Origin of the sequence: Streptomyces sp. NPDC000348, from assembly GCF_042898795.1 — a bacterium.
Lineage (GTDB): Bacteria > Actinomycetota > Actinomycetes > Streptomycetales > Streptomycetaceae > Streptomyces.
In genome coordinates, this window is the sequence record NZ_JBIAZD010000002.1 from 627,555 (window position 1) to 649,761 (window position 22,207).

General features: G+C 72.3%; 23 protein-coding genes and 1 pseudogene. 10 read left to right on the forward strand and 14 right to left on the reverse strand.

Annotated elements, in window-relative coordinates; all coding sequences use genetic code 11:
* Positions 1 to 160: 160 nt before the first annotated feature.
* Positions 161 to 598 (reverse strand): MarR family winged helix-turn-helix transcriptional regulator, encoded by a 438-nt coding sequence (locus ACFY3N_RS06665; protein WP_390815526.1) that lies wholly within the window; start codon positions 596 to 598, stop codon positions 161 to 163.
* Between the two features lie 92 nt (positions 599 to 690).
* Here ACFY3N_RS06665 and ACFY3N_RS06670 point away from each other — a divergent pair, with 92 nt between their 5' ends.
* The 3 genes from ACFY3N_RS06670 (at position 691) to ACFY3N_RS06680 (ending at position 3,232) form a co-directional block, all read left to right on the forward strand.
* Positions 691 to 1,710, forward strand: a complete 1,020-nt coding sequence (locus tag ACFY3N_RS06670) for an NADP-dependent oxidoreductase (RefSeq protein ID WP_390815527.1) — start codon at positions 691 to 693, stop codon at positions 1,708 to 1,710.
* 116 nt (positions 1,711 to 1,826) lie between these two features.
* Positions 1,827 to 2,621, forward strand: coding sequence for an EI24 domain-containing protein (locus tag ACFY3N_RS06675; RefSeq protein ID WP_390815528.1), 795 nt, complete (start codon positions 1,827 to 1,829; stop codon positions 2,619 to 2,621).
* Positions 2,618 to 3,232, forward strand: a complete 615-nt coding sequence (locus ACFY3N_RS06680; protein WP_390815529.1) for a LysE family transporter — start codon at positions 2,618 to 2,620, stop codon at positions 3,230 to 3,232. Before ACFY3N_RS06675 ends, ACFY3N_RS06680 begins: the two co-directional genes overlap by 4 nt.
* Here ACFY3N_RS06680 and ACFY3N_RS06685 read toward each other — a convergent pair.
* The 3 genes from ACFY3N_RS06685 to ACFY3N_RS06695 form a co-directional block, all read right to left on the reverse strand.
* On the reverse strand, positions 3,204 to 4,451 hold the full coding sequence (locus tag ACFY3N_RS06685; RefSeq protein ID WP_390815530.1) for a pyroglutamyl peptidase: 1,248 nt from the start codon (positions 4,449 to 4,451) through the stop codon (positions 3,204 to 3,206). The two genes, ACFY3N_RS06680 and ACFY3N_RS06685, sit on opposite strands and share 29 nt — an antisense overlap.
* Positions 4,452 to 4,750: 299 nt before the next feature.
* Positions 4,751 to 5,722, reverse strand: coding sequence for an aldose epimerase family protein (locus ACFY3N_RS06690; RefSeq protein WP_390815531.1), 972 nt, complete (start codon positions 5,720 to 5,722; stop codon positions 4,751 to 4,753).
* 15 nt (positions 5,723 to 5,737) lie between these two features.
* Positions 5,738 to 6,649: an SGNH/GDSL hydrolase family protein gene (locus ACFY3N_RS06695; protein WP_390815532.1), complete on the reverse strand. Its 912-nt coding sequence runs from the start codon at positions 6,647 to 6,649 to the stop codon at positions 5,738 to 5,740.
* Between the two features lie 239 nt (positions 6,650 to 6,888).
* Between ACFY3N_RS06695 and ACFY3N_RS06700 the strand changes: the two genes are divergently transcribed.
* Complete coding sequence (locus ACFY3N_RS06700; protein WP_390815533.1) at positions 6,889 to 7,383, forward strand: DUF3145 domain-containing protein; 495 nt, start codon at positions 6,889 to 6,891, stop codon at positions 7,381 to 7,383.
* 246 nt (positions 7,384 to 7,629) lie between these two features.
* Here the strand turns inward: ACFY3N_RS06700 and fabF are convergent, their stop codons facing one another.
* The 5 genes from fabF to fasR all read right to left on the reverse strand — a co-directional run bounded on the left by fabF (position 7,630) and on the right by fasR (position 12,574).
* Positions 7,630 to 8,901 (reverse strand): beta-ketoacyl-ACP synthase II, encoded by a 1,272-nt coding sequence (gene fabF / locus ACFY3N_RS06705; RefSeq protein ID WP_390815534.1) that lies wholly within the window; start codon positions 8,899 to 8,901, stop codon positions 7,630 to 7,632.
* Positions 8,902 to 9,013: 112 nt separating this feature from the next.
* On the reverse strand, positions 9,014 to 9,262 hold the full coding sequence (locus ACFY3N_RS06710) for an acyl carrier protein (protein ID WP_004931691.1): 249 nt from the start codon (positions 9,260 to 9,262) through the stop codon (positions 9,014 to 9,016).
* A gap of 80 nt (positions 9,263 to 9,342) precedes the next feature.
* Positions 9,343 to 10,344, reverse strand: coding sequence for a ketoacyl-ACP synthase III (locus tag ACFY3N_RS06715; protein WP_390815535.1), 1,002 nt, complete (start codon positions 10,342 to 10,344; stop codon positions 9,343 to 9,345).
* 23 nt (positions 10,345 to 10,367) lie between these two features.
* Positions 10,368 to 11,279 carry an ACP S-malonyltransferase gene (locus ACFY3N_RS06720; protein WP_390815536.1) on the reverse strand — a complete coding sequence of 304 codons (912 nt, stop codon included), beginning with the start codon at positions 11,277 to 11,279 and terminating at the stop codon, positions 10,368 to 10,370.
* 89 nt (positions 11,280 to 11,368) lie between these two features.
* The gene (gene fasR / locus ACFY3N_RS06725) at positions 11,369 to 12,574 is read right to left on the reverse strand and encodes a fatty acid biosynthesis transcriptional regulator FasR (RefSeq protein WP_390815537.1); all 1,206 of its coding nucleotides are present in this window, start codon (positions 12,572 to 12,574) and stop codon (positions 11,369 to 11,371) included.
* 50 nt (positions 12,575 to 12,624) lie between these two features.
* Between fasR and ACFY3N_RS06730 the strand changes: the two genes are divergently transcribed.
* Positions 12,625 to 13,296 carry a pirin family protein gene (locus tag ACFY3N_RS06730; protein WP_390815538.1) on the forward strand — a complete coding sequence of 224 codons (672 nt, stop codon included), beginning with the start codon at positions 12,625 to 12,627 and terminating at the stop codon, positions 13,294 to 13,296.
* 274 nt (positions 13,297 to 13,570) lie between these two features.
* Here the strand turns inward: ACFY3N_RS06730 and ACFY3N_RS06735 are convergent.
* Positions 13,571 to 14,023 (reverse strand): annotated as a pseudogene (locus ACFY3N_RS06735) (MerR family transcriptional regulator); the annotation flags it as partial.
* A gap of 125 nt (positions 14,024 to 14,148) precedes the next feature.
* On the opposite strand from ACFY3N_RS06735, the gene ACFY3N_RS06740 reads away from it, so the two are divergent.
* The gene (locus ACFY3N_RS06740; protein WP_390815539.1) at positions 14,149 to 14,592 is read left to right on the forward strand and encodes an ATP-binding protein; all 444 of its coding nucleotides are present in this window, start codon (positions 14,149 to 14,151) and stop codon (positions 14,590 to 14,592) included.
* On the opposite strand, the gene ACFY3N_RS06745 is transcribed toward ACFY3N_RS06740, so the two are convergent.
* Complete coding sequence (locus ACFY3N_RS06745; RefSeq protein ID WP_390815540.1) at positions 14,558 to 15,379, reverse strand: serine hydrolase domain-containing protein; 822 nt, start codon at positions 15,377 to 15,379, stop codon at positions 14,558 to 14,560. The genes ACFY3N_RS06740 and ACFY3N_RS06745 overlap by 35 nt on opposite strands.
* 181 nt (positions 15,380 to 15,560) lie before the next feature.
* On the opposite strand from ACFY3N_RS06745, the gene ACFY3N_RS06750 reads away from it, so the two are divergent.
* Positions 15,561 to 16,025, forward strand: coding sequence for a MerR family transcriptional regulator (locus tag ACFY3N_RS06750; protein WP_390815541.1), 465 nt, complete (start codon positions 15,561 to 15,563; stop codon positions 16,023 to 16,025).
* Positions 16,022 to 17,041 carry an aldo/keto reductase gene (locus ACFY3N_RS06755; RefSeq protein WP_390815542.1) on the forward strand — a complete coding sequence of 340 codons (1,020 nt, stop codon included), beginning with the start codon at positions 16,022 to 16,024 and terminating at the stop codon, positions 17,039 to 17,041. Before ACFY3N_RS06750 ends, ACFY3N_RS06755 begins: the two co-directional genes overlap by 4 nt.
* A 107-nt stretch (positions 17,042 to 17,148) precedes the next feature.
* Here ACFY3N_RS06755 and ACFY3N_RS06760 read toward each other — a convergent pair whose 3' ends face one another.
* From ACFY3N_RS06760 to ACFY3N_RS06770, 3 genes are all read right to left on the reverse strand, one after another.
* Positions 17,149 to 17,994 carry a DUF4429 domain-containing protein gene (locus ACFY3N_RS06760; RefSeq protein WP_390815543.1) on the reverse strand — a complete coding sequence of 282 codons (846 nt, stop codon included), beginning with the start codon at positions 17,992 to 17,994 and terminating at the stop codon, positions 17,149 to 17,151.
* 66 nt (positions 17,995 to 18,060) lie between these two features.
* Entirely contained in the window at positions 18,061 to 19,278 is a 1,218-nt protein-coding gene (locus ACFY3N_RS06765) for an alpha/beta hydrolase (RefSeq protein ID WP_390815544.1), read from the reverse strand.
* Between the two features lie 54 nt (positions 19,279 to 19,332).
* The gene (locus ACFY3N_RS06770; RefSeq protein ID WP_390815545.1) at positions 19,333 to 20,022 is read right to left on the reverse strand and encodes a TetR family transcriptional regulator; all 690 of its coding nucleotides are present in this window, start codon (positions 20,020 to 20,022) and stop codon (positions 19,333 to 19,335) included.
* Positions 20,023 to 20,133: 111 nt separating this feature from the next.
* On the opposite strand from ACFY3N_RS06770, the gene ACFY3N_RS06775 reads away from it, so the two are divergent.
* Complete coding sequence (locus ACFY3N_RS06775; protein WP_390815546.1) at positions 20,134 to 21,753, forward strand: MFS transporter; 1,620 nt, start codon at positions 20,134 to 20,136, stop codon at positions 21,751 to 21,753.
* A gap of 146 nt (positions 21,754 to 21,899) precedes the next feature.
* The gene (locus tag ACFY3N_RS06780; protein ID WP_390815571.1) at positions 21,900 to 22,205 is read left to right on the forward strand and encodes a small hydrophobic protein; all 306 of its coding nucleotides are present in this window, start codon (positions 21,900 to 21,902) and stop codon (positions 22,203 to 22,205) included.
* Positions 22,206 to 22,207 lie beyond the last annotated feature (2 nt).

A 22,207-nucleotide genomic window follows, 5' to 3' on the forward strand; every position in this document is an offset into this window, starting at 1 on the left:
AGAGTGGGTGAGGCACCCCGCAGGCGCCGGGCCGCGCGAACACCCCCGGCCCGCACCCGCGCAGGGCGCCTGACGCGGCGCCGGACCGCGCGGACCCGCCCCCCGGCCGGTACCGACGCGGGGCACCGGGCCGCGCGCCCCGCCCACCGGCCGTAGGCGGCTACCGCAGCATCCTGCGCAGCGCGTCCCGCAGGGCCACCCGCTCCGCCTCCGAGAGCCCCGCCAGCGGCTCGCGCGCGAACCGCAGCGACTCCCGCAGGCTCCGCGCCACCCGCCGCCCCTCGGCCGTCGCCGCCGCCAGCTTCACGCGCCGGTCCGCCGGGTCCGGCCGGCGCTCCACCAGGCCCCGTGACTCCAGCCGGTCGACGATGCCCGTGACGTTCGACGGCTCGCACTTCAGCCGCTGCGCCAGCTTCCGCATCGGCAGCGGTTCCAGGGACAGCAGACTGAGCAGCTTCGCCTGGGCACCCGTGAGGGCATGACCGGCGGCGGCTTCCTCGTACTCCTCGTGGTAGCGGGCCACCACCGAGCCGATGAGCTCGACGACCTCCAGGGTGAGGGCGTCGGGACGGCGCGAGGTGGTGTCGGGTGTGGCCATGCGCTCCAGGGTACCCGCTTGCTTGACATCCTGAAATATTCAGTCGCATGGTTGTTTCAGGTAATGAACTATTCGACGAAAGGTGCCGGGCCATGACCTCTCCCGCACTCCCCACCACCGGCCGCGAGTGGCATCTGCTGAGCCGCCCCGTCGGCTGGCCGAAGCCCGAGGACTTCGCCCTCGTCGAGGCGGAGGTCCCCGCCCCGGCCGAGGGACAGGTGCTCGTACGGAACACGTACCTCTCCGTCGACCCGTACATGCGCGGCAGGATGTCGGCCGCCAAGTCCTACGTCGCCCCGTACGAGCTGGGCAAGGCCATGCAGGGCGGCGCCGTCGGCGAGGTCGTCGCGTCGGCCGCCGAGGGGATCGCCGTCGGCGACCACGTCCTGCACTTCTTCGGCTGGCGCGAGTACGCCGTCGTGGACGCGAAGAACGCCGTCAAGGTGGACCCGGAGGCGGCGCCCCTCTCGGCCTACCTGGGCGTGCTGGGCATGACCGGCCTCACCGCCTACGCCGGCCTGCTGCGCACCGCAGCCTTCAAGGAGGGCGACTCCGTCTTCGTGTCCGGCGCCGCGGGCGCCGTGGGCAGCCAGGTCGGGCAGATCGCGAAGCTCAAGGGGGCCTCGCGGGTGATCGGCTCGGCCGGCTCCGACGAGAAGGTGAAACTCCTCGTCGAGGAGTACGGCTTCGACGCCGCCTTCAACTACAAGGACGGCCCCGTGAGCGAGCAGCTGCGCGCCGCCGCCCCGGACGGGATCGACGTCTACTTCGACAACGTCGGCGGCGACCACCTGGAGGCCGCCGTCGGCTCCCTCAACCGGGACGGCCGGATCGCCGTCTGCGGCATGATCTCGGTCTACAACAACACCGAGCCCGCCCCCGGCCCGCGCAACCTCGCCCGGCTGATCCAGACCCGCGGCCGTATCGAGGGCTTCCTCGTCGGCGACCACTACGACCTCCAGCCGCAGTTCGTCCAGGAGGTCGGCCCCTGGGTCCGCTCGGGCGAGCTGAAGTACCGCGAGACGGTCGTCGAGGGCATCGAGAACAACCTCGAGGCGTTCCTCGGCGTCCTGCGCGGCGACAACACCGGAAAGATGATCGTCAAGCTCTGACCCGGCCGTGACGCCGCCCGCCGACGGTCGTTGCGCACGACGGGGGCCGCACCCTTGGACGTGGGGTGCGGCCCTCGCCCGTACCAGGGAGGAGGGCGCCCCGATAGGGTCTCCCCATGCGCGATCTTGGGGCGGGTTTCCGGTATCTCCTGAAGGGCCAGCGGTGGGTGGTCCGGCACGGCAGGCAGTTCGGGTTCGGACTGCTGCCGGGGCTGATCACCCTCGTGCTGTACGCGGCGGCGCTGGTGGCGCTGGCGCTCTGGGGGGAGGACTTCGTCACGTGGGCGACCCCGTTCGCCGACGACTGGTCCAGCCCCTGGGCCGGACTGTTCCGCGGCTTCCTCACCGCCGTGCTGTTCGCGCTCGGACTGCTGCTGTCCGTGCTCACCTTCACCGCGGTGACCCTGCTGGTCGGGCAGCCGTTCTACGAGAACCTCTCCGAGAAGGTCGACCGTGACGTCTCGCCCGACGGTACCGCGCCCGAGTCGGGGCTGCCGCTGTGGCGGGAGCTGTGGATCTCGGCCCGCGACAGCCTCCGCATCGTCGTACGGGCCCTCCTGTGGGGCGTGCTCCTCTTCGGGCTCGGCTTCGTCCCGGTGGCCGGGCAGACCGTCGTACCGGTGATCGGGTTCTTCGTCACCGGGTTCTTCCTGACCGAGGAGCTCACCGCCGTCGCGCTCCAGCGGCGCGGGGTCGAGGTGCGCGAGCGGCTCGGCCTGCTGCGGTCCCGCAAGACCCTGGTGTGGGGCTTCGGCACCCCCCTGGCGGTGGCCTTCCTCGTCCCGTTCGTCGCCGTGTTCCTGATGCCCGGCGCGGTCGCCGGCGCCACCCTCATGGCACGCGACCTGCTCGGTGAGGAGACCGCCGGGGACGGCGGCGAGGAGGCCGAGGAGGAGGGCGTTCCGTCGTGACCGAGCTGCTCGCCGTCGCCGTCATCACCGTCCTGGCCGTGATCGCCCCCGGCGCCGACTTCGCCATGGTGGTCCGCAACAGCTACCTCTACGGCCGCCGCACCGGCGTGCTCGGCGCGCTCGGCGTCGCCGCCGGCGTCCTGGTGCACGTCACCTACACGATGCTCGGCGTCGGGCTGCTGATCGCCTCCTCGGCCTTCCTGTTCACGGTCGTCAAACTGGTCGGCGCCGCCTACCTCGTGTACATCGGCGTCCGCACCTTCCGCACCCGCGGCGAGGTCACCGTCGACCTGGCGAACGGGACGGGGCTGACCCCGTTCGCGGCGCTGCGCACCGGCTTCCTGACCAACGTCCTCAACCCCAAGACGACCCTCTTCGTCGTCTCGACCTTCGCCCAGGTCGTCAGCCCCGGCACCCCGGTCCTCCAGCAGGCGGGCTACGGCCTGTTCATGTCGCTGGCCCACCTGCTGTGGTTCGGCGTCGTCGCGGTGTTCTTCTCCCACGACCGGATGCGCGCCCTGATGCTGCGCGGCCAGAGGGTCCTCAACAAGGTGATCGGGTCCGTCCTGGCCGGCCTCGGCGTCAGCCTCGCGTTCGCCCCGTCGCACTGACCGCCACGGTCACGATCGACCGCACCTGCGCGATGATGTCCAGCCGGTTCCGCACGAACCCGGGGTCGGTGACCTCGGTGGTGTTCCCGGCGCCGAACTGCAGGACGGGCGTGTGCACGTGCCCGCCCGGCAGCTCCTCGTGCAGCCCGAGCCGGTCCCGGAGCAGCGTCGCCCGGTAGGCGATCTCGTTGGAGAGGTAGTCCCCGCCGCCCCCGGCCCGCGCCGTCGAGCCGGGCGTCGGCCCCTGGGGCCGTACGACCGGCTCGGTGCCGCCCGCCGGGATCTCCGTCACGCCCGTGTTGTCGTACACCGGGAACCGCCCGGTCTCCGCGGCGACGATCCGCGCGTACGGCAGCGTCGTGGACGTCCACTGCGGCTGCGAGGCCGGGTCGGTGACCGGGATCGTCTCCGTGCGGCCGGTGTTCTCGTTGTCCCCGAAGCCGCCCCGCCACGCCCCGTTGGTCCGCTCGACGTCGAAACGGCCCACCCGGCCCTGGCTGACGGTGGTGAACAGGTCGATCCCCGGCAGGTGCGGCCGCAGCGCCCGTTCCACCGTTCCCCGCGCGAAGTCCCGCCAGCGCACCGGGAACACGGCCGTCTCGATGCGCGCCGGGCCGTCCGCGGTCTCGATCACCGTGCCGTCCAGGGCGAGCGCCGCGGCACCGGACGGGTTGGAGATACGGATGTCCCGGTCCAGGGTGAACGGGTCGAAACCGGTCACCAGGATCCGCTTCACGCCCCTGCCGTGCGGATAGCGGATCGCGGTCTGCCCGCGCGAGGTCCGCTCCAACTCGTCGAGCAGCCGCGCCCGCCGCTCCTCGTCCAGCCGGAACCCCGGCTCCCAGGTGCGCAGTTCACGGGTCATCCCGAGCCGCGCCCAGTACAGCGGCCGGTCGTCGTCCCGGCTGAGGTCACCACCCGCCGGACCGCGCCCCTGCGCCCGGTCGACGGCCCTGCGCCACAGCTCCGCCCCCTCGCGCACGACGGCACGGCGGGCCTGGGCGTAGGTGTGCGCGCGGTCGAGCGCACGGGCGAAGTCCGGTGCCACGTCGGCGAATCCGGAGCGGCGGAGTATCTCCTGCGGGACGGCCCCGTCCAGGCGGCGCTCCTCGACGGTGGGGGAGGGGGCCGGCTCGGCGGCGGTCGCGGTCGTGGGGGCGGCGAGGCCGGTCAGCAGGGCCAGACCGAGGACACCGATGCGAACACGTACGGATCTCAAGGGGGTTGGGCCTTCCGTCGTCGTGGGGGTACGGGATGCCGGAAGGCCGCAGTATCGCCTGACCGCGGTGGATCACGCCACGGTGCGGGTGTTCGGGCGCGGCCGCGGTGGGGCCGTGACGGGGCCGGCCCGGAAAAAGAGATGTGAAAGGTTCGTACGGGATTGAAGCGGGCAGTCTGATGGAGGGCCGCCGGAGCACGACGGGGATTAACGTCGGATCCGGGAAGCACCCGCATGAGCAGCCCCGGTCCGGGACCCTGACCCCGGACCGGGGCTTGTGCGTGCGCGGGCCGGCCGGGTCAGCGCACGCCGAAGCCGTACACCGTCTCGGAGCGGAACACCTCGCCCGGCCTCAGGACCGTGCTCGGGAACTCCGGACGGTTCGGGGAGTCGGGGAAGTGCTGGGTCTCCAGCGCGATGCCGTCACCGGGGGCGAAGGGCTCCCCGATGTGGTCCGCGGTGTACAGCTGCATCCCGGGCTCGGTGGTCGCCACCGTCAGGACCCGGCCCGACGCCGGGTCGTACAGCTCGGCGACCTCCTCGGGAGCCGCCGTCACCCCCTTGTCGAGCACGAAGTTGTCGTCGTACCCGGTGCCGGCCCTGCGCGCCTCGCGGAAGTCGAAGCGGGTGCCGGTGACGTCGGCGAGCTCACCGCTCGGGATCAGGTCCGCGTCGGACGGGGTGTGGCGGGAGGCCGCCAGCCGCAGCTCGTGCCCGGCCGCGCTGCCCGAGCCGGCCAGGTTCCAGTACGAGTGGTTCGTCAGGTTCACGTGCGTCGGCGCGTCCGTCACCGCCTCGTACGCGATCCCCAGCGCGCCCCGCTCGTCCAGCGTGTACGTCACGGAGACCTCCAGGCGGCCCGGGAAGCCCTCCTCGCCGTCCGCGCTGACCAGGGACAGCCGCAGGCCGTGCGCCACCGGGCGGACGTCCCACACCCGCTTGTCGAAGCCCCGCTCACCGCCGTGCAGCGAGTTCGGCCCGTTGTTCGCGGCGAGCGTGTGCTCGCGCCCCTCCAGGGAGAAGCGGGCGCCCCCGATCCGGTTGGCGTACCGGCCGATCAGGGCGCCCAGGAAGGGGTCCGGATGCCGGAGGTAGCCGTCCAGGTCGGAGAACCCCAGCACCACGCTCCCGGTCCGTCCGTCCCGGTCCGGCACCTCGACGTCCTGCACGATGCCGCCGTAGGACAGGATCCGGACCCGTACGCCCGCCCGCTCCAAGGTCCAGCGGTGCACCGGCGTGCCGTCGGAAAGTGTGCCGAAGAGTTCGTTCATGTGCGAAACAATAGGTCACGGCCGCTTCGCCGTGACCGTCCGGTACGCGATCTCGGCCAGCTCGGCCTGTCCGTCGACACTGGGGTGGAACCAGTCCCAGCGGCTCAGCTCGCCGGTGCCGAAGCGGTACTCGTACACCGCGCCGCCGTCGGAGCGGCAGCGGCGGTCCTCGGCGCAGACCTCCGCGAGCACCTCGTTGTAGTCCTCCACCCGGTCCTGCACCGTCTCGCGCCGCAGCGTCGCCGCCGCGTCCAGGGCGTCCGCGTCGCCCAGCATCGACGGGCAGATGCCCAGCTTCCACACCTGCTTGCCCAGCGGATTGGTCCGCCCCTGCGACCAGAGCCGCATCAGGTCCGGCACGCTCGCCACGTACACCTGCGCCTTGGGCAGTGCCCGGCGCAGCGTGCGCATCGCCTCCTCGAAGTCGGCGCGGAAGTCCGCCACCGGCGTCATCGCCGACGTGGTCTCCCGGCAGGCGTCGTTCGCCCCGGCCATCACCGCCACCAGCTCCGGGCTCCGCCGCACCGCCCGCGCCATCTGCCCCGGCAGATCCGCCATCCGGGCCCCGGTCACCGAGTGGTTCCAGCTCCGCTCGGCCGCCCCCGCCCGCCCCAGCAGCCGCACGGCGAGGCTGTCGACCTCCGCGCTGTCCCCCGTCGCCCACGACACCTCGGGGCAGTCCGTCAGCACCGCGCACGCGTCGAAGCCGCGTGTGATGGAGTCCCCCACGGCGGCGACCGAGTCCGGGCGGGTGTCCCACACGGGCGTGGGCTTCGGGGACGGCCGCCCCTTCCGGGCCCCCATCCCCGACGGGGCGGGGGAGTCACCGCCGACGGCGTCGCAGCCGGCCACGCCCAGCACGGCGGCCGTCACCACGGCGAGCACGGCCCGTGCACGGCGCCCGCGCCTCCGTGTCGCCTGCTCCATCCGTGGCCTCCCCGCGCGTCGTGACCGGTCCGTCCCCCGCCCATGACAACGTACGGGGGTTCCCACCCCCACCCGTACAGGCGTCCTGCCGGGTGAATGAGGCAGGTTTCCCGGCACCGGGACCGACGGTACGTCACACTCCTTGCGCCGTCGCACGGTAGCCTCGCCATCAACGTGGTCCGCCCGGGCCGCGGCCGTTCCGTCCGTTCCAAGACGACCCGCTCAGCCCGGAGGTTCCGGTGACGACCCGTGGAGTTCTGTACGTGCACTCCGCGCCGCGCGCGTTGTGCCCGCACGTCGAGTGGGCCATCGCCGGGGTGCTCGGCACGCGCGTCAGCCTGGACTGGATCCGCCAGCCCGCCGCCCCCGGCACCTGGCGCTCGGAGTTCTCCTGGCAGGGCCAGGCCGGCACCGCCTCCCAACTCGCCTCGGCGCTGCGCGGCTGGCAGATGCTGCGCTTCGAGGTCACCTCGGAACCCTGCCCCGCCGCCGAGGGCGAGCGCTACAGCTGCACCCCCGACCTGGGCATCTTCCACGCCGTCACCGGCATCCACGGCGACATCCTCATCCCCGAGGACCGCCTCCGCGCCGCCCTGGTCCGTTCCCGGACCGAGGAGACCGACCTCGAATCGGAGATCGCCCGACTCCTCGGCAAGCCCTGGGACGACGAACTGGAACCCTTCCGCTACGCGGGCGAGGGCGCCCCGGTCCGCTGGCTCCACCAGGTGGTCTAGCGAAAACGCGCCCCGAAAGGGGCGCGGGGCTGTGCCGGCATGCGGCTCCGCCGCGCGGGCGCGACCAGCCCCCACGGACCCGCACCCGACCGATCCCCCCGGGGTCGAAGGGGCGGAGCCCCTTGAGGACGGGACGGGTGAGGGCGGAGGGGGCGAAGAAACTCCCGGCACACCCACCCCGGCGGCGACGCACGGAAAAGGGCCCCCACCCGAAGGTGGAAGCCCTTCATCCCGCCGACGCCCGTGTCACACGGACCGGAACGCCAGCACCACGTTGTGCCCACCGAACCCGAACGAGTCGTTCAGCGCGGCGATCCGCCCGTCCACGGGCAGCTTCCGCGCCTCACCCCGGACCACGTCCGCGTTCGCCTCGGCCTCGGGGTCGAGGTTCTCGACATTGATGGTCGGCGGAGCCACCCGGTGGTACAGCGCGAGCACGGTGGCCACCGACTCCACACCACCCGCCCCGCCGAGCAGGTGCCCGGTCATCGACTTCGTCGCGGAGACCGCGAAGTGGTCCGCGTGGTCCCCGAACACCTTCCGCAGCGCCTTCAGCTCCGCGACGTCCCCCGCAGGGGTGGACGTCGCGTGCGCGTTGACGTGCACGATCTCGGCCGGATCCAGGTCCGTCCGCTCCAGCAGGTTCTGCAGGGCGTGCGAGATGCCCCGCCCCTCCGGCTCGGGCTGCACGATGTCGTGCGCGTCGGCCGAGATGCCCTGACCGACCGCCTCCGCGTACACGCGGGCGCCGCGCGCGGCGGCGTGCTCGGCGGACTCCAGGACGACGACGCCCGCGCCCTCGCCCATGACGAAGCCGTCACGGGCCATGTCGTAGGGGCGCGAGGCGCCCTCGGGGTCGTCGTTGTTCTTGGACATCGCCATCATGTTGCCGAACGCGGCGATCGGCAGCGGGTGGATCGCCGCCTCCGTGCCGCCCGCGACGACGACGTCGGCACGGCCGGTGCGGATCATCTCGATGCCGTAACCGATGGCCTCGGCACCCGACGCGCACGCGGAGACCGGGGTGTGCACACCGGCGCGGGCGCCCACCGCGAGACCCACGTTCGCGGACGGGCCGTTCGGCATCAGCATGGGGACGGTGTGCGGGGAGACGCGGCGTACGCCCTTCTCCTTCAGCACGTCGTGCTGGTCCAGCAGGGTCGTCACACCGCCGATGCCGGAGGCGATGACCGCGCCGAGCCGGTCCGGGTCGACGTTCGGGTCCTCGCCGGCCCTGGCTTCGAAGCCGGCGTCGGCCCACGCCTCCTTGGCCGCGATCAGCGCGAACTGCGCCGAGCGGTCCAGACGGCGGGCCTGCGGCCGGGGGATGACCTCGGTGGGCTCCACGGCCACCCGGGCCGCGATACGGACCGCCTGCTCGGCGGCCCACTCCTCCGTGAGGGCCTTGACGCCGGAACGTCCGGCGACCAGTCCCTCCCAGGTCGAGGCTGCGTCGCCACCCAGCGGTGTGGTTGCGCCGATACCGGTGACGACCACGGTGCGATTGGTCGGGCTCATCGGAATTCTTTCTCCAACGGATTACGAGGATTCGTACGGCGCCACCGCCGGGTGGCGGGGCCGGGGCTCCCGGCCCCCGGGCCTTCCGTACGGACGGAAGGCCCGGCAGGGCTCAGGCCTGGTGCTTGAGGATGTAGTCGGTCGCGTCGCCGACCGTCTTGAGGTTCTTGACGTCGTCGTCCGGGATCTTGACGTCGAAGCGCTCTTCGGCGGCGACGACGACCTCGACCATGGACAGCGAGTCGACGTCCAGGTCGTCGGTGAAGGACTTGTCCAGCTGGACGTCCTCAACCGGGATGCCGGCGATCTCGTTCACGATCTCCGCGAGACCGGCGACGATCTCTTCCTGAGTGGCGGCCATGATGGCGCTCCTTCGTTGTGTTTCCAGAGGATGTGGTGGTGGTTCCCCGCGTACCGGACGCATGATCCGGCACGGAGTGCCTAGGGGAGGGTAACGACCGTAGCGGCGTAGACGAGACCCGCCCCGAAGCCGATGACGAGCGCGGTGTCGCCGCTCTTCGCCTCGCCGGTCGCCAGGAGCCGCTCCATCGCGAGCGGGATCGAGGCGGCCGAGGTGTTGCCGGTGGTGCGGATGTCACGGGCGACCGTGACGTGCTCCGGCAGTTTCAGGGTCTTCACCATCGAGTCGATGATCCGCACGTTGGCCTGGTGCGGGATGAAGACGTCCAGTTCGTCCGCGGTGATCCCGGCCGCGTCCAGCGCCTGCTGGGCGACCTTCGCCATCTCGAACACGGCCCAGCGGAAGACCGCCTGGCCTTCCTGCGTGATCGCGGGGAACTTCTCGACGGTCCCGTCGCGGTAGTCCGTCCACGGCACGGTCTGCTTGATGGTCTCGGACTTGTCGCCCTCCGAGCCCCACACGGTCGGGCCGATCGCGGGCTCCCGGGAGGGGCCCACGATCACCGCGCCCGCGCCGTCGCCGAACAGGAAGGCCGTGGCCCGGTCCTCCAGGTCGGTCAGGTCGCTCAGCCGCTCCACGCCGATGACGAGCACGTACTCCGCCGAGCCCTCGACGACCATGCCCTTGGCCAGCGTCAGCCCGTAGCCGAAGCCCGCGCAGCCGGCCGAGATGTCGAAGGCGGCGGCCTTGTCCGTGCCCAGCTTGTCGGCGATCTCGGTCGCGATGGCCGGGGTCTGGCTGAAGTGCGAGACGGTCGAGACGACGACGGCGCCGATCCGCGAGGCGTCGATCCCGGCGTCCGCGATCGCCTTGCCGGACGCCTCGACGGACATCGCCGCGACGGTCTCCTCGGGAGACGCCCAGTGCCGGGTCTCGATCCCGGAGCGCGAGCGGATCCACTCGTCGGACGAGTCGATCGTCTCCAGGATCACCTCGTTCGGCACGACCCGCGTGGGCCGGTAGCCGCCCACGCCGAGGATGCGCGCGTACGGGGCGCCCTTGCTGGGCTTGATCTTCGCCATGCGGGTCGGCTCCTTAGGGGACGTCAGGCGTGCTCGGCGACGAGCTCGCGGGCCGCGTCGAGGTCGGCGGGGGTCTTCAGCGCCAGCGTCTTGACGCCGGGCAGGGCGCGCTTGGCCAGGCCGGTCAGCGTGCCTCCGGGGCAGACCTCCAGGAGGGCGGTGACGCCGAGCTCCTTGAAGGTCTCCATGCACAGGTCCCAGCGGACCGGGTTGGCGACCTGACCGACCAGGCGCTGCAGCACCTCGGCGCCGGTCGCGACCGCCCTGCCGTCCTTGTTCGACACGTAGGTGACCCGCGGGTCGCCCGGCGTCAGGGCCTCGGCGGCCTTCGCCAGCGTGTCGACCGCGGGGCCCATGTGGTGGGTGTGGAAGGCGCCGGCGACCTGGAGCATGACGACCCGGCGCACGCCCTCGGGCTTGTCCGCCTCCAGCGCGGCGAGCTGCTCCTTGGTGCCGGCCGCGACGATCTGGCCCGCCCCGTTGATGTTCGCCGGGGTCAGGCCCAGCTTCTCCAGGTGCGCCACGGTCGCCTCGGGGTCGCCGCCGAGCAGCGCCGCCATACCGGTCTCGGTGATCGCGGCGGCGTCGGCCATGGCCAGACCCCGCTTGCGGACCAGCGAGAGCGCGGCGGTGTCGTCGAGGACGCCCGCGAGGGCGGCGGCGGTGATCTCACCGACGCTGTGGCCGGCGACCGCGCCCGGCCGGATGTCACCGAGTGCCGCGGCGGACAGCAGCCCGGCCGCGACCAGCAGCGGCTGGGCGACGGCCGTGTCGCGGATCGCGTCCGCGTCGGCCTTCGTGCCGTAGTGGACGAGGTCGAGCCCGATGGCGTCGGACCACGCGGCGACGCGGTCCCCGGCACCGGGAAGGTCGAGCCATTCAGTCAGAAAGCCGGGAGTCTGGGCACCCTGGCCAGGAGCGACGAGTACGAGCACTCTCACACTCTCTCTTGGGGACGGCCACGGCCGCCCGTGGGGACAAGGACGAAGAACAGCAGGCGGTTTTGTGGGGCCCCGACAAAAGGTCAAGGATGAGGATCGCCATCAGCCAGACGCCCCAGGATCAGTGCGATCCGCAGCGTGAACGCAGAGCGTACATCGGAGGGTGACCATCCGGTGACGTCAGTCACACGTCGGAGCCGGTAACGCACGGTGTTGGGGTGAACGAACAGCATCCGCGCCGCGCCCTCCAGGCTGCTCGCCTGCTCCAGGTAGACACTGAGCGTCTCCAGCAGTGCGGCCCCGGCCTCCTCCAGCGGTCTGTAGATCTCCTCCACCAACTGCTCACGGGCCGAGGGGTCCGAGGCGATCGCCCGCTCCGGCAGCAGGTCGTCCGCCAGCACCGGGCGCGGGGCGTCCTGCCAGGCGGAACACGCCTTGAGGCCCGCCGCGGCGGCCTGCGCGGACCTGGTCGCGGCCAGCAGGTCCGGCACCACCGGGCCCGCCACCACCGGCCCCGCCGCGTACGGTCCGATCAGCGACTTGGCGACGGCCAGCGGGTTGTCGCTGCCGCCCGCGATCACCACCAGCCGGTTGCCGAGCACCCCGGTCAGCACCTGGAGCTTGGCGTGCCGGGCGGCCCGCCGGATGGCCTCCACGGTCAGCTCGGAGTCCCCGTCGGGCGCGGTGCCCAGCACCACGCACACGTGCTCGGGCGAGTTCCACCCCAGGGCGGCGGCCCGCGACACGGCCCCCTCGTCGGCCTCGCCGCTGAGCACCGCGTTCACCACCAGTGACTCCAGCCGCGCGTCCCAGGCACCCCGTGCCTCCGCGGCCTGGGCGTACACCTGGGCCGTGGCGAAGGCGATCTCCCGCGCGTACACCAGCAGCGCCTCGCGCAGCACGCTCTCGTCGCCGGGCGCCGCCACCTCGTCGATGGCGGACTCCATGACCTCGATGGTGGTGCGCACCATCTCCACGGTCTGCCGCAGCGTGATGGCCCGGGTCAGCTCGCGCGGTGCGGTGCCGAAGACATCGGTGGAGATGGCCTGCGGGGCGTCGGGGTGCCGGAACCACTCGGTGAAGGCGGCGATGCCCGCCTGGGCGACCAGACCGATCCAGGAACGGTTCTCCGGGGGCATGGCCCGGTACCAGGGCAGCGTCTCGTCCATCCGCGTGATCGCCTGCGCGGCGAGGCTGCCGGACGACTTCTCCAGCCGTCGCAACGTCGCGGTGTGCGGATGGGCGGGGCGCGCTGCGGATTCGGGGGTGCTGGTTTCGGGTTCGGGCACGGGCACAAGACTGCCTTATCGGTACGGCCGCGCGTGTCGCCGGGTCTACGGTGGACCGTGTGACGGACGTACGGCGCGCGCACGAGCGCTACCAGGGCGGTGATCCGGCGGCCGGGATCGAGACCCGGCACGCCTTCTCCTTCGGCCCCCACTACGACCCGGACAACCTCCGCTTCGGCGCGCTGATCGCCTGCAACGAGGAGCGGCTGGCCCCCGGCGCCGGCTTCGACGAGCATCCGCACAGCCACACCGAGATCGTGACCTGGGTGGTGGAGGGCGAGCTGACCCACCGGGACTCCACGGGCCGGGAGACGGTGATCCGCCCCGGCGACGTCCAGCGCCTGAGCGCCGCGTCGGGCGTCCGCCACGTGGAACGCAACGCGGGCTCCGCCCCCCTCACCTTCCTCCAGATGTGGCTGGCCCCGCTGGAGTCCGGCGGCGACCCGTCCTACGAGGTCGTCCGCGGCGTGGCCGACTCCACCCCGTACGCCCTCCCGGAGGCGGGCGCGACGCTCCACGTACGCCGGCTGGGGGCGGGGGAGCGGACGGCCGTACCCGACGCCGCGTACGTGTACGTCCACGTCGTCCGCGGCGCCGTCCGCCTGGCCGGCGAGGAACTGCGCCCGGGCGACGCGGCCCGCCTCACGGACCCGAAGGACGTGGAGGCGGCCGCCGCGACCGCACCGGCGGAGCTGCTGCTGTGGGAGATGCGGGCCGTTTAGCGGGGGCCCGCCCGGCGGGTCGCCGGGGCCTCAACGGGTCGAGTTCTGCGGGGCGTTCCGTCTGAGGACCTTGGGACGCGGCTGGTGGACGCCGGGCGGGGCGAAAGTACGGAGGCCAGGTGGACTTCGGCGCAGGAGGCGTTGCGTTCGGCCCGGCTCAGGGCCATGAGGGTGAAGGTTGCCGGCGGCGGATGGAGAGAGACCGTCTTGGCCGGAAGACCGGTGACGTCGATCGGTCCGGTTCCTTTCCATCGCGGTTCCCCCAGGCCGTGTTTTAGGTAGCGGGTGAGTCTTGGGCGGATAGTTCTTCCGCCAGTTCCATACAGCGCAGGCGGGCCGGGGAGAAGTCGTAGGGCATCTTGCCGGTGGCTTCGAACACGCTCATGGAGTCGGCCTCCCGCCTGCCAGAGCCGAGGTCGGCCTCGCTCTCGCCGTCATCGGCGGTGGCAGGGTGCAAAGTGTCCCAGGCGTCGAAGAGGGCATCGTCGTCCTTACCCAGGCCGGATTCCTCGATGACGGCCTGCAGGGCGCTTTCGAAGGCGTGCCGTTCGAAGGCCACTTGAGCCACCCGTGGATCATCGACGGCGACACCGTCATCGAGTGCCTCCTCGGCGTCATCGATGCGGTCGGAATCCTCCCGCAGAGTGGGATGCGTGGCCAGAACGACGAAGCGGGTGGCCTGGACGGCCGCGCCGAGCGGGCCGAAGATCCGCTCAGTGACCAGCAGGTCGAGCGGGGAAGCGGTGGGGTCGAGTGACTGAATGTGGACCACGGCGGCACCTCACTTGAACGCCCCACGGCGTTCGTTTCGTTCCGTGGTCGAGCGTGAGCGCAGCGTTGCGGCATCGTGGTGTGAATCACATAACCGGTCCGCGGGCGGCGGACATCCCCAGCGAGTATCACGCCGAGTTCGCCATGGGGGAGCACTCGGCCCGGCATCTGCGCCGCATCCTGCGGCTGTACCTCGTCGGCTCGGGGCTGGCCGACGTGACCGACGCCGCCGAGCTGGCCCTCACCGAGCTGGTCGCCAACGTCGTACGGCACGTCCCCGGACGCCGCTGTCGCATCTGCTTCCTGCTCCGGCCCGGCGGAGTGCGGGTGGAGGTCGCGGACGACTGCCCCGAGCTGCCCGCGCCGGCCGTCGGCGGAGGGCTCGGCGAGGGAGGGCGCGGGCTGGTGATCGTGGACGCGGTCACCGACCGGTGGGGCGTCACCGTCCGCCCCGACGGACGGGGCAAGACGGTGTGGTTCGAGGCCGGACTCAGCCGCGCAGCTCCGCCAGCACCGCGTCCGTGAGCGGCGGCCACGCCTCGATCGCCCAGGGGCCGAAGGCGCGGTCCGTCAGGGCCGCGCAGGCCGCGCCCGCGTCCGGGTCGATCCACAGGAACGTGCCCGACTGGCCGAAGTGGCCGAAGGTGCGCGGGGAGGACGACGCGCCCGTCCAGTGCGGGGACTTGGAGGTGCGGATCTCGAAGCCGAGGCCCCAGTCGTTGGGGTTCTGGTGGCCGTAGCCCGGCAGGACGCCCTTGGTGCCGGGGTACTGGACCGTCATCGCCGCGGCGACCGTGCGGGGGTCGAGGAGGCGCGGGGCCTGCACCTCGGCGGCGAACCGCAGCAGGTCGTCCACCGTGGAGACGGCGTCCTTCGCCGGGGAGCCCTCCAGCGAGGTCGACGTCATCCCCAGCGGCTCCAGCACCGCCTGCCGCAGGTACTCCGCGAACGGGATCTCCGTCGCCTTCGCGACGTGGTCCCCGAGCTGCTCGAACCCGGCGTTCGAGTACAGCCGCCGCTCACCCGGCGCCGAGGTCGCCCGGTGCTCGTCGAAGGCCAGCCCCGAGGTGTGCGCGAGCAGGTGCCGGACCGTCGAGCCCTCCGGGCCCGCCGGTTCGTCCAGCTCGATCGCGCCCTCCTCGTACGCCACGAGCACCGCGTACGCCGCGAGCGGCTTGGTGACCGAGGCCAGCGGGAAGCGGTGGCCGGCCGGGCCGTGCGTGCCCAGGACGGTGCCGTCCGCCCGTACGACACCCGCCGCGGCGGTGGGAACCGGCCAGTTCTCGATCAGCGCGAGGCTCTTCAGCGACATGCCGTCGAGCCTAAGCGCTCGGCGGGCCGGCTCCGGCAGGGGGTCCTCCGCGCCTTCGGCGTCGCCCGGCGTACAGAGGTCGTCATGCCCGCACGCCAATCGGCCGCGGGCTCCCACGTCCCGCTCATTTCTTGCGGCGCCGCTTGCCTGGAGTGCGCTCCAGGGATCTAGCGTGGAGGTCATGACGGTGATGGAGACCACGGGTACCACAACCGACACCTGCGCCGGACCGCCGCAGGGGAACCGTCGGCCGGACGGCGAGGACACGTACACGATCAGCGAGGTCGTCGCCCTCACCGGGCTGACGGCGCACACCCTGCGCTGGTACGAGCGCATCGGGCTGATGCCGCACATCGACCGGTCCCACACCGGGCAGCGGCGCTACAGTAACCGCGACCTCGACTGGCTCGCCCTCGTCGGCAAGCTCCGCCTGACCGGGATGCCGGTCGCGGACATGGTGCGGTACGCGGAGCTGGTCCGCGCGGGCGACCACACGTACACCGAGCGTTTCGAGCTGCTCCGGCGGACCCGCGAGGACGTACTGTCCCGGATCGCCGAACTCCAGGGCACGCTCGCCGTGCTCGACCGCAAGATCGGTTTCTACGCGGACGCCGGGCGCGCCCTGGCGTCGGAGAGGACACGATGACCGACACCAGCAGGATCGGCACGGCCGCGCTGGGCGAGGGCGGCCCCCCGGTGGGCGTGCAGGGCCTCGGCTGCATGGGCATGAGCTTCGCCTACGGCCCCGTGGACGCGGACGCCTCCCGGGCGACCCTGGAGCGGGCCCTGGAACTCGGCGTCACGCTGTACGACACGGCGGACGCGTACGGCGCGGGCGACAACGAGCGGTTCCTCGCTCCGTTCTTCAAGGCGCACCGGGACGAGGTGACCATCGCCACCAAGTTCGCCCTGTCGATCCCGCCGGACGACCCGACCCGGCGGATCATCCGCAACGACGCGCCGTACGTCCGTGAGGCCGTCGAGGCGAGCCTGAAGCGCCTGGACGTCGACGTGATCGACCTCTACTACATGCACCGGCGCGACGTGAACGTGCCGATCGAGGAGACCGTCGGCGTCATGGCCGAGCTGGTGCGCGAGGGGAAGGTCAAGCAGCTGGGCCTGAGCGAGGTCACGGCCGGCGAACTGCGCGCCGCGCACGCCGTGCACCCGATCGCCGCCGTGCAGTCGGAGTGGTCGCTGTTCAGCCGGGACATCGAGGCGAGGGTGGTACCGGCCGCGCGCGAACTGGGCGTGACCGTGGTGCCGTACTCGCCGCTCGGCCGCGGCTTCCTCACGGGTTCCTTCGTCGACGCCGACCAGGACCTCACGGCCGACGACTTCCGCCGCCAACAACCCCGTTTCACGGGCGGCAACGCGGCGGCCAACGCGGCCCTCCTGGAGCCGGTCCGCTCCGTGGCCGAGGCCCACGGCGCCACCCCCGGCCAGATCGCCCTGGCCTGGGTCCACCAGCGGTCCGCGGTCCACGGCCTCCCGGTCGTCCCCATCCCGGGCACCCGCAGGCCGGCCAGGGTGGAGGAGAACACGGCGGCGACCCGCATCACCCTGACCGACGGGGAACTGGCCCTGCTGGACCCGATCGCGGCCCAGGTGGCGGGCACCCGCTACGCGGACATGACGTTCACCTCCGCGGGCAGGGAGTAGGACGACCCACCCAGGGGCGCGGGGCCGTATCACCATGCGGCTCCGCCGCGCGGGCGCGACCGGCCCCGGACGGCCCGCGGCCGGACGGCGACCGCCCCCGGCGGACGCTAGAGCTCCGCGAGCAACTCCGCCTTCTTCACGGAGAACTCCTCGTCCGTCACCAGCCCCGCCTGATGCAGCTCCCCGAGATGCCGGATCCGGTCGGCGATGTCCGCGGGGTCACGGCGCGCACGCGCCGTGGACACCGCCGGCACCGGCGCACAGCTGCGCACCGCCGCCAGCACGGCGGCGGCGAACGGCAGGGACTCGTGCACGGGCCCGTACCCCAGCCCGAACACCACGGCGGCCGGATCCTGGTCCGGCTGCACCGTCGGCCCCGCCTCCCGCCGCAGCAGCCGCAGATGCCCCTCGAACACCTCCGGCGACCGCCACTCCACCCCGCTCAACTCACCGACCGGGAAACGCTGGTCACCGGCCTTCCACTTCGCCGACGAGGCCCCCGTCCAGAACCACCGGAACGACACCGCCGTACCGTCGAAGGTCGCCTTCCCGTCGTACGCCTTGAACTGCAGCGGCACCTCGGGGGCGGCCACCAGGTGGCGTTCGGCGGGCCCGGACTCGGTGAGCTGCGCGCGCAGTTCGTCGGCGTAGTACTCGGCGAGCGTCTCGCGTTCGGCGGGCAGCACCAGCCGGTAGGGGTCGCTGCTCTCCTTCAACTGCCCGGAGGCGGCCTCCATCAGCGGATCGGCTCCGGGCCGGGGCTCGATCCGCAGGACCACGGTCCCGCGCTTCCCGGGCGTGAGGGTCACCCCCTCGATCGCCTCCAGCGGAACGCGCCGCTCCCCGAGTGCCTGGAACAGCTTGGGTGTTCGAATCCCCCGTTCGTAACGGATGAGCACGGAGTCGGACTCGAACTCCCAGGCGGCATGAAATCCGGCCAGTACATCACCCATGCGGCTCATCGTATGCGGCACGAGCTCCTCAGTCCCCTCCCCACGCATACCGCAGTATCTCCGCCTCTACGCGCGTCCGGTAGTGGTCGTACCGGACAAACCCGCCCGGCACACGTCGTCCTCGTCCGCGCAGGACACCGCGCGGTATGCGCCAACACCGATCTCGGCGAAGTTCCGCAGACTCTCCGTGCCCGGTTCGAAGTACCCGGCGTGGCCCTTCGCCTCCCGCGCCGACAGCACCCGCGCGCCGAATCCCGCCGCCACCGGGTCGGCCCCGTGCCCCAGACCGCCGAGCTCCAGGTACGGCACGTCCTGGATCCAGTCGTCGGCGTCCCGCATCGCCCACACCCGGGCGGTGGTGCGCAGGTGGGACGCCTTGTCCGCCCGCATGCCGGGGCTGCCGGCCACCGCGATGTCGGCCACCCGGTCCGGCAGCCTGTGCGCGGCGACGCCGCACACCACGGAGCCGTAGCTGTGGCAGAACAGCGAGACCGGGGCGATCCCGGGCAGCCCGCGCACCAGCGCGTCCAGCCGCAGCGCGCCGTCCTCGGCGCGCATCGCCGTGGCCGCGTCCATGCCGACCCCGCTGGGGGCGGTGTAGTCGGCCCAGGCGATCACGGCGGTCCGGGTCGAGGGGGCGGCGTCGCGTTCGGCCGCGTACAGGGACTTCGCCATGCCGACGGGGGCCGCGTACGTGCGCCGGGTGCGCTGGAAGGTGAGCAGGTCGGTGTCGACGCCGGGGACGACGACCGAGATCCGCTCGGCCCCGCGCAGGTCGCCGAAGACCTCGGCGACCCGCCCTGAGCCCGACGGGTCGAAGGCGAGGATGTGCCGGCCGGGGCGCATCAGCGCCTCGAAGCGGTCCATCCGGCGCGTCGCCTGCCGCTGGCCCGAGGCGGTGAGGCGTTCGTCGTGCACGCGCTCGAGTTCGACCTCGCGGGCCTGCCCCAGCGCGATGCGGTTGGCGCGGTAGCGGAGCTGGACCGGTGCGCCGTTCATGTTGCCGACCGCGAGCGGATAGCGGCGGGCGAGACCCGCGCGCTGCCCCTCGGTGAGGGAGGCGAAGAACCGGGCCAGCCGCGTCGGCGCCGACTGCGGGTCCGGCAGCCGGTGGCCGGCGATCCGGCCGTGCTCCCAGGCGTCGAGCGACGCCTCGAGCGGGGCGGGATGGCGCTGATGGCGCAGAGCCGTCCAGCCCGTGGTCGCCAGCATCACGAAGACGACGGCGAGCGCGAGCAACGCGCGCCAGACGTTCGATTGCGGGGAGGTGTCGAAGGAAGTCACTGAAAGGACACACTAGGAGAACGGGAGTGTCTCGCGTGAATCAAGTGACCGGTATCACGTTTCGTTGTGCCGATTCGGGGATCGATCCGTACGCCAGTTCCCCGCGAGCGCCGGACCCACCTGGTCCAGACAGGCCGCCATCAGGTCCCGCATGGCCGCCGAGCTGACGTCGTCCCCGGCGGACCAGCGCCGCTCCGCCACCCGGACCACCCCGCCGAAGGCGGCCACCAGGATCCTCGGCCGGGGGTCGGCGTCCACGTCGAGCCCCTCGCGGTCGGCGATGACGCGCGCCAGCTCCTCCTCCAGCTCCGTCGCACGGCGCAGATGGGCGGCGAGCAGGGCGGGCGTCGACTCGATCACCCGGTAGACGCGCAGGTGCAGCTCCAGCGGGACGAGCTGCTCGACGGCCGCGTCGATGTCGTCCCAGCTGTCCAGCACGCCCCGGCGCAGCGCCTCCAGCGGCGCCTCGCCCGGCGGACGTGCGCGCACGGCCCCGACGACGCGCGACTCCGCGAGCCGGGGGACGAAGAACGCCACCTCCTCCTTGCTGGCGAAGTAACGGAAGAAGGTGCGCTGCGAGACGTCGACGGCCGCGGCGATGTCGTCGACGGTCGTCCCCTCGTACCCGCGCGCGGCGATCAGCTCCAGCGCGGCCCGGACCAGCGCGTCCCGGGTGCGCCGCTTCTTGCGCTCCCGCAGGCCCGGCCGCGGCGCTGCGCCCACGGCGGTCCCGACCGTCTCCATCGCTCCTCCTCGAACCGTTCCCCCAGTTCAGGCTATATGCGCATGTCGTGTCAGTTACCGACTGGTGAATTGGTTTGTCAATTGTCAGTGGCTGTCACTAGCCTCGAACGCATGACTAGTCAGACCACCATCGACACGACGGGGCCGGGGGACGGCACGCCGGCCGCCCCGTCGGACGGGACCCCGGGCAAGGGGCTGCGCGGGCACCCCTGGTTCACCCTCATCACCGTCGCCGTGGGCGTCATGATGGTGGCCCTCGACGGCACCATCGTGGCCATCGCCAACCCGGCCATCGGCGACGACCTGGGCGCCTCGCTGTCGGAGCTCCAGTGGATCACCAACGCCTACTTCCTCGCCCTCGCGGTCTGCCTGATCACCGCGGGCAAGCTCGGTGACCGCTTCGGCCACCGCCAGACCTTCCTCATCGGTGTCGTCGGCTTCGCCGCCGCGTCGGGGGCCATCGGCCTGTCCGACAGCATCGCGCTGGTCGTCACCTTCCGGGTCTTCCAGGGTCTGTTCGGCGCGCTGCTGATGCCGGCCGCGCTGGGTCTGCTGCGGGCCACGTTCCCGGCCGAGAAGCTCAACATGGCCATCGGCATCTGGGGCATGGTCATCGGCGCCTCCACCGCGGGCGGCCCGATCCTCGGCGGCGTCCTCGTCGAGCACGTCAACTGGCAGTCGGTGTTCTTCATCAACGTGCCGGTCGGCGTCCTCGCCGTCGCGCTCGGTGTGTGGATCCTGCTCGACCACCGCGCGGAGAACGCCCCGCGCTCCTTCGACCTGCTCGGCATAGCCCTGCTGTCGGCCGCGATGTTCTGCCTCGTCTGGGCGCTGATCAAGGCTCCGGAGTGGGGCTGGGGCGACGGCAAGACCTGGGGGTTCATCGCCGCCTCGGTGCTCGGCTTCCTGCTCTTCGCCTTCTGGGAGACGAAGGTCAAGGAGCCCTTGATCCCGCTGGCCCTGTTCCGCTCCGTCCCGCTCTCCGCGGGTGTCGTGCTGATGGTCCTGATGGCCATCGCCTTCATGGGCGGCCTGTTCTTCGTCACCTTCTACCTGCAGAACGTGCACGGCATGAGCCCGATCGACGCCGGCCTGCACCTGCTCCCGCTCACCGGCATGATGATCGTCGGCTCGCCGCTGGCCGGAGTGATGATCACCAAGGTCGGCCCGCGCATCCCGCTCGCCGGCGGCATGGCGTTCACCGCGCTCGCCATGTACGGCATGTCGACGCTGGAGACGGACACCGGCAGCGCCGCGATGTCGCTCTGGTTCGCCCTCCTCGGTTTCGGCCTCGCTCCGGTCATGGTCGGCGCCACCGAGGTCATCGTGGGCAACGCGCCGCTCGAACTCTCCGGTGTCGCCGGTGGTCTCCAGCAGGCCGCCATGCAGATCGGCGGCAGCCTCGGCACGGCCGTGCTCGGCGCCGTGATGGCCTCCAAGGTCGACGGCGACCTCGAGGGCAACTGGACGAAGGCCGGACTCCCGCCGCTCACCCCGGAACAGGCCGGACAGGCATCCGAGGCCGTGCAGGTCGGTGTGGCCCCGGTGGCCGAGGGCACCCCGCCGGAGATCGCCGCGAAGATCACCGACGTCGCGCACGACACCTTCATCTCCGGCATGAGCCTGGCGTCCCTGGTCGCCGCCGGAGTCGCCGCCGTGGCGGTGCTGGTCGCCTTCCTCACCAAGCGCGGTGAGAACGCGGAGGCGGGCGCGGGCGTCGGTCACATCTGACGGACCGTGGGACCGGGGTCGCTCCGCACGCGCGCCGCTGGAGGGGAGCGGCGCGCGTACGGCGGCCCCTTCCGCGTTCCGTACGGGGTGAATTCACCGCCGAAGCGGGGGTACCCGCCACAACAACCAATCCCTTGAGGGAGTTGATGATGGCGAGCTTCGGACACGGAACGCGCAGGCACCCCCGCACGCGTGGCCGGACGTGGTCACGGTCCGGGCCGGATCGCGCGACGCTCGGAGTCGTCGGAGTCATCTGCGCGGTCGCCGGTTTCTTCGTGCTGGGGATCATCCTCGGCCCGGTGGCGATCGTCTGCGGCTGGCTCGCCATGGGCGGCACCTGGGCGGGCTCCCGCCCGGTACCGGCCTTGGTCGCCCTGGTCCTGGGCGCCATCGACACGCTCCTGGCCCTCATCTGGCTGGCCGGGGCGGCCCCCGGGTACGGCATGTTCTGACC

Coding starts and splice junctions, on each gene's coding strand:
- ACFY3N_RS06690 (WP_390815531.1), bottom strand. CDS start 5,722: ATGAACGAACTCTTCGGCACACTTTCCGACGGCACGCCGGTGCACCGC.
- ACFY3N_RS06770 (WP_390815545.1), bottom strand. CDS start 20,022: ATGGAGACGGTCGGGACCGCCGTGGGCGCAGCGCCGCGGCCGGGCCTG.
- ACFY3N_RS06675 (WP_390815528.1), top strand. CDS start 1,827: ATGCGCGATCTTGGGGCGGGTTTCCGGTATCTCCTGAAGGGCCAGCGG.
- ACFY3N_RS06670 (WP_390815527.1), top strand. CDS start 691: ATGACCTCTCCCGCACTCCCCACCACCGGCCGCGAGTGGCATCTGCTG.
- ACFY3N_RS06665 (WP_390815526.1), bottom strand. CDS start 598: ATGGCCACACCCGACACCACCTCGCGCCGTCCCGACGCCCTCACCCTG.
- fabF (WP_390815534.1), bottom strand. CDS start 8,901: ATGAGCCCGACCAATCGCACCGTGGTCGTCACCGGTATCGGCGCAACC.
- ACFY3N_RS06745 (WP_390815540.1), bottom strand. CDS start 15,379: ATGTCGCTGAAGAGCCTCGCGCTGATCGAGAACTGGCCGGTTCCCACC.
- ACFY3N_RS06760 (WP_390815543.1), bottom strand. CDS start 17,994: ATGGGTGATGTACTGGCCGGATTTCATGCCGCCTGGGAGTTCGAGTCC.
- ACFY3N_RS06750 (WP_390815541.1), top strand. CDS start 15,561: ATGACGGTGATGGAGACCACGGGTACCACAACCGACACCTGCGCCGGA.
- ACFY3N_RS06695 (WP_390815532.1), bottom strand. CDS start 6,649: ATGGAGCAGGCGACACGGAGGCGCGGGCGCCGTGCACGGGCCGTGCTC.
- ACFY3N_RS06780 (WP_390815571.1), top strand. CDS start 21,900: ATGATGGCGAGCTTCGGACACGGAACGCGCAGGCACCCCCGCACGCGT.
- ACFY3N_RS06715 (WP_390815535.1), bottom strand. CDS start 10,344: ATGGCGAAGATCAAGCCCAGCAAGGGCGCCCCGTACGCGCGCATCCTC.
- ACFY3N_RS06775 (WP_390815546.1), top strand. CDS start 20,134: ATGACTAGTCAGACCACCATCGACACGACGGGGCCGGGGGACGGCACG.
- ACFY3N_RS06710 (WP_004931691.1), bottom strand. CDS start 9,262: ATGGCCGCCACTCAGGAAGAGATCGTCGCCGGTCTCGCGGAGATCGTG.
- ACFY3N_RS06755 (WP_390815542.1), top strand. CDS start 16,022: ATGACCGACACCAGCAGGATCGGCACGGCCGCGCTGGGCGAGGGCGGC.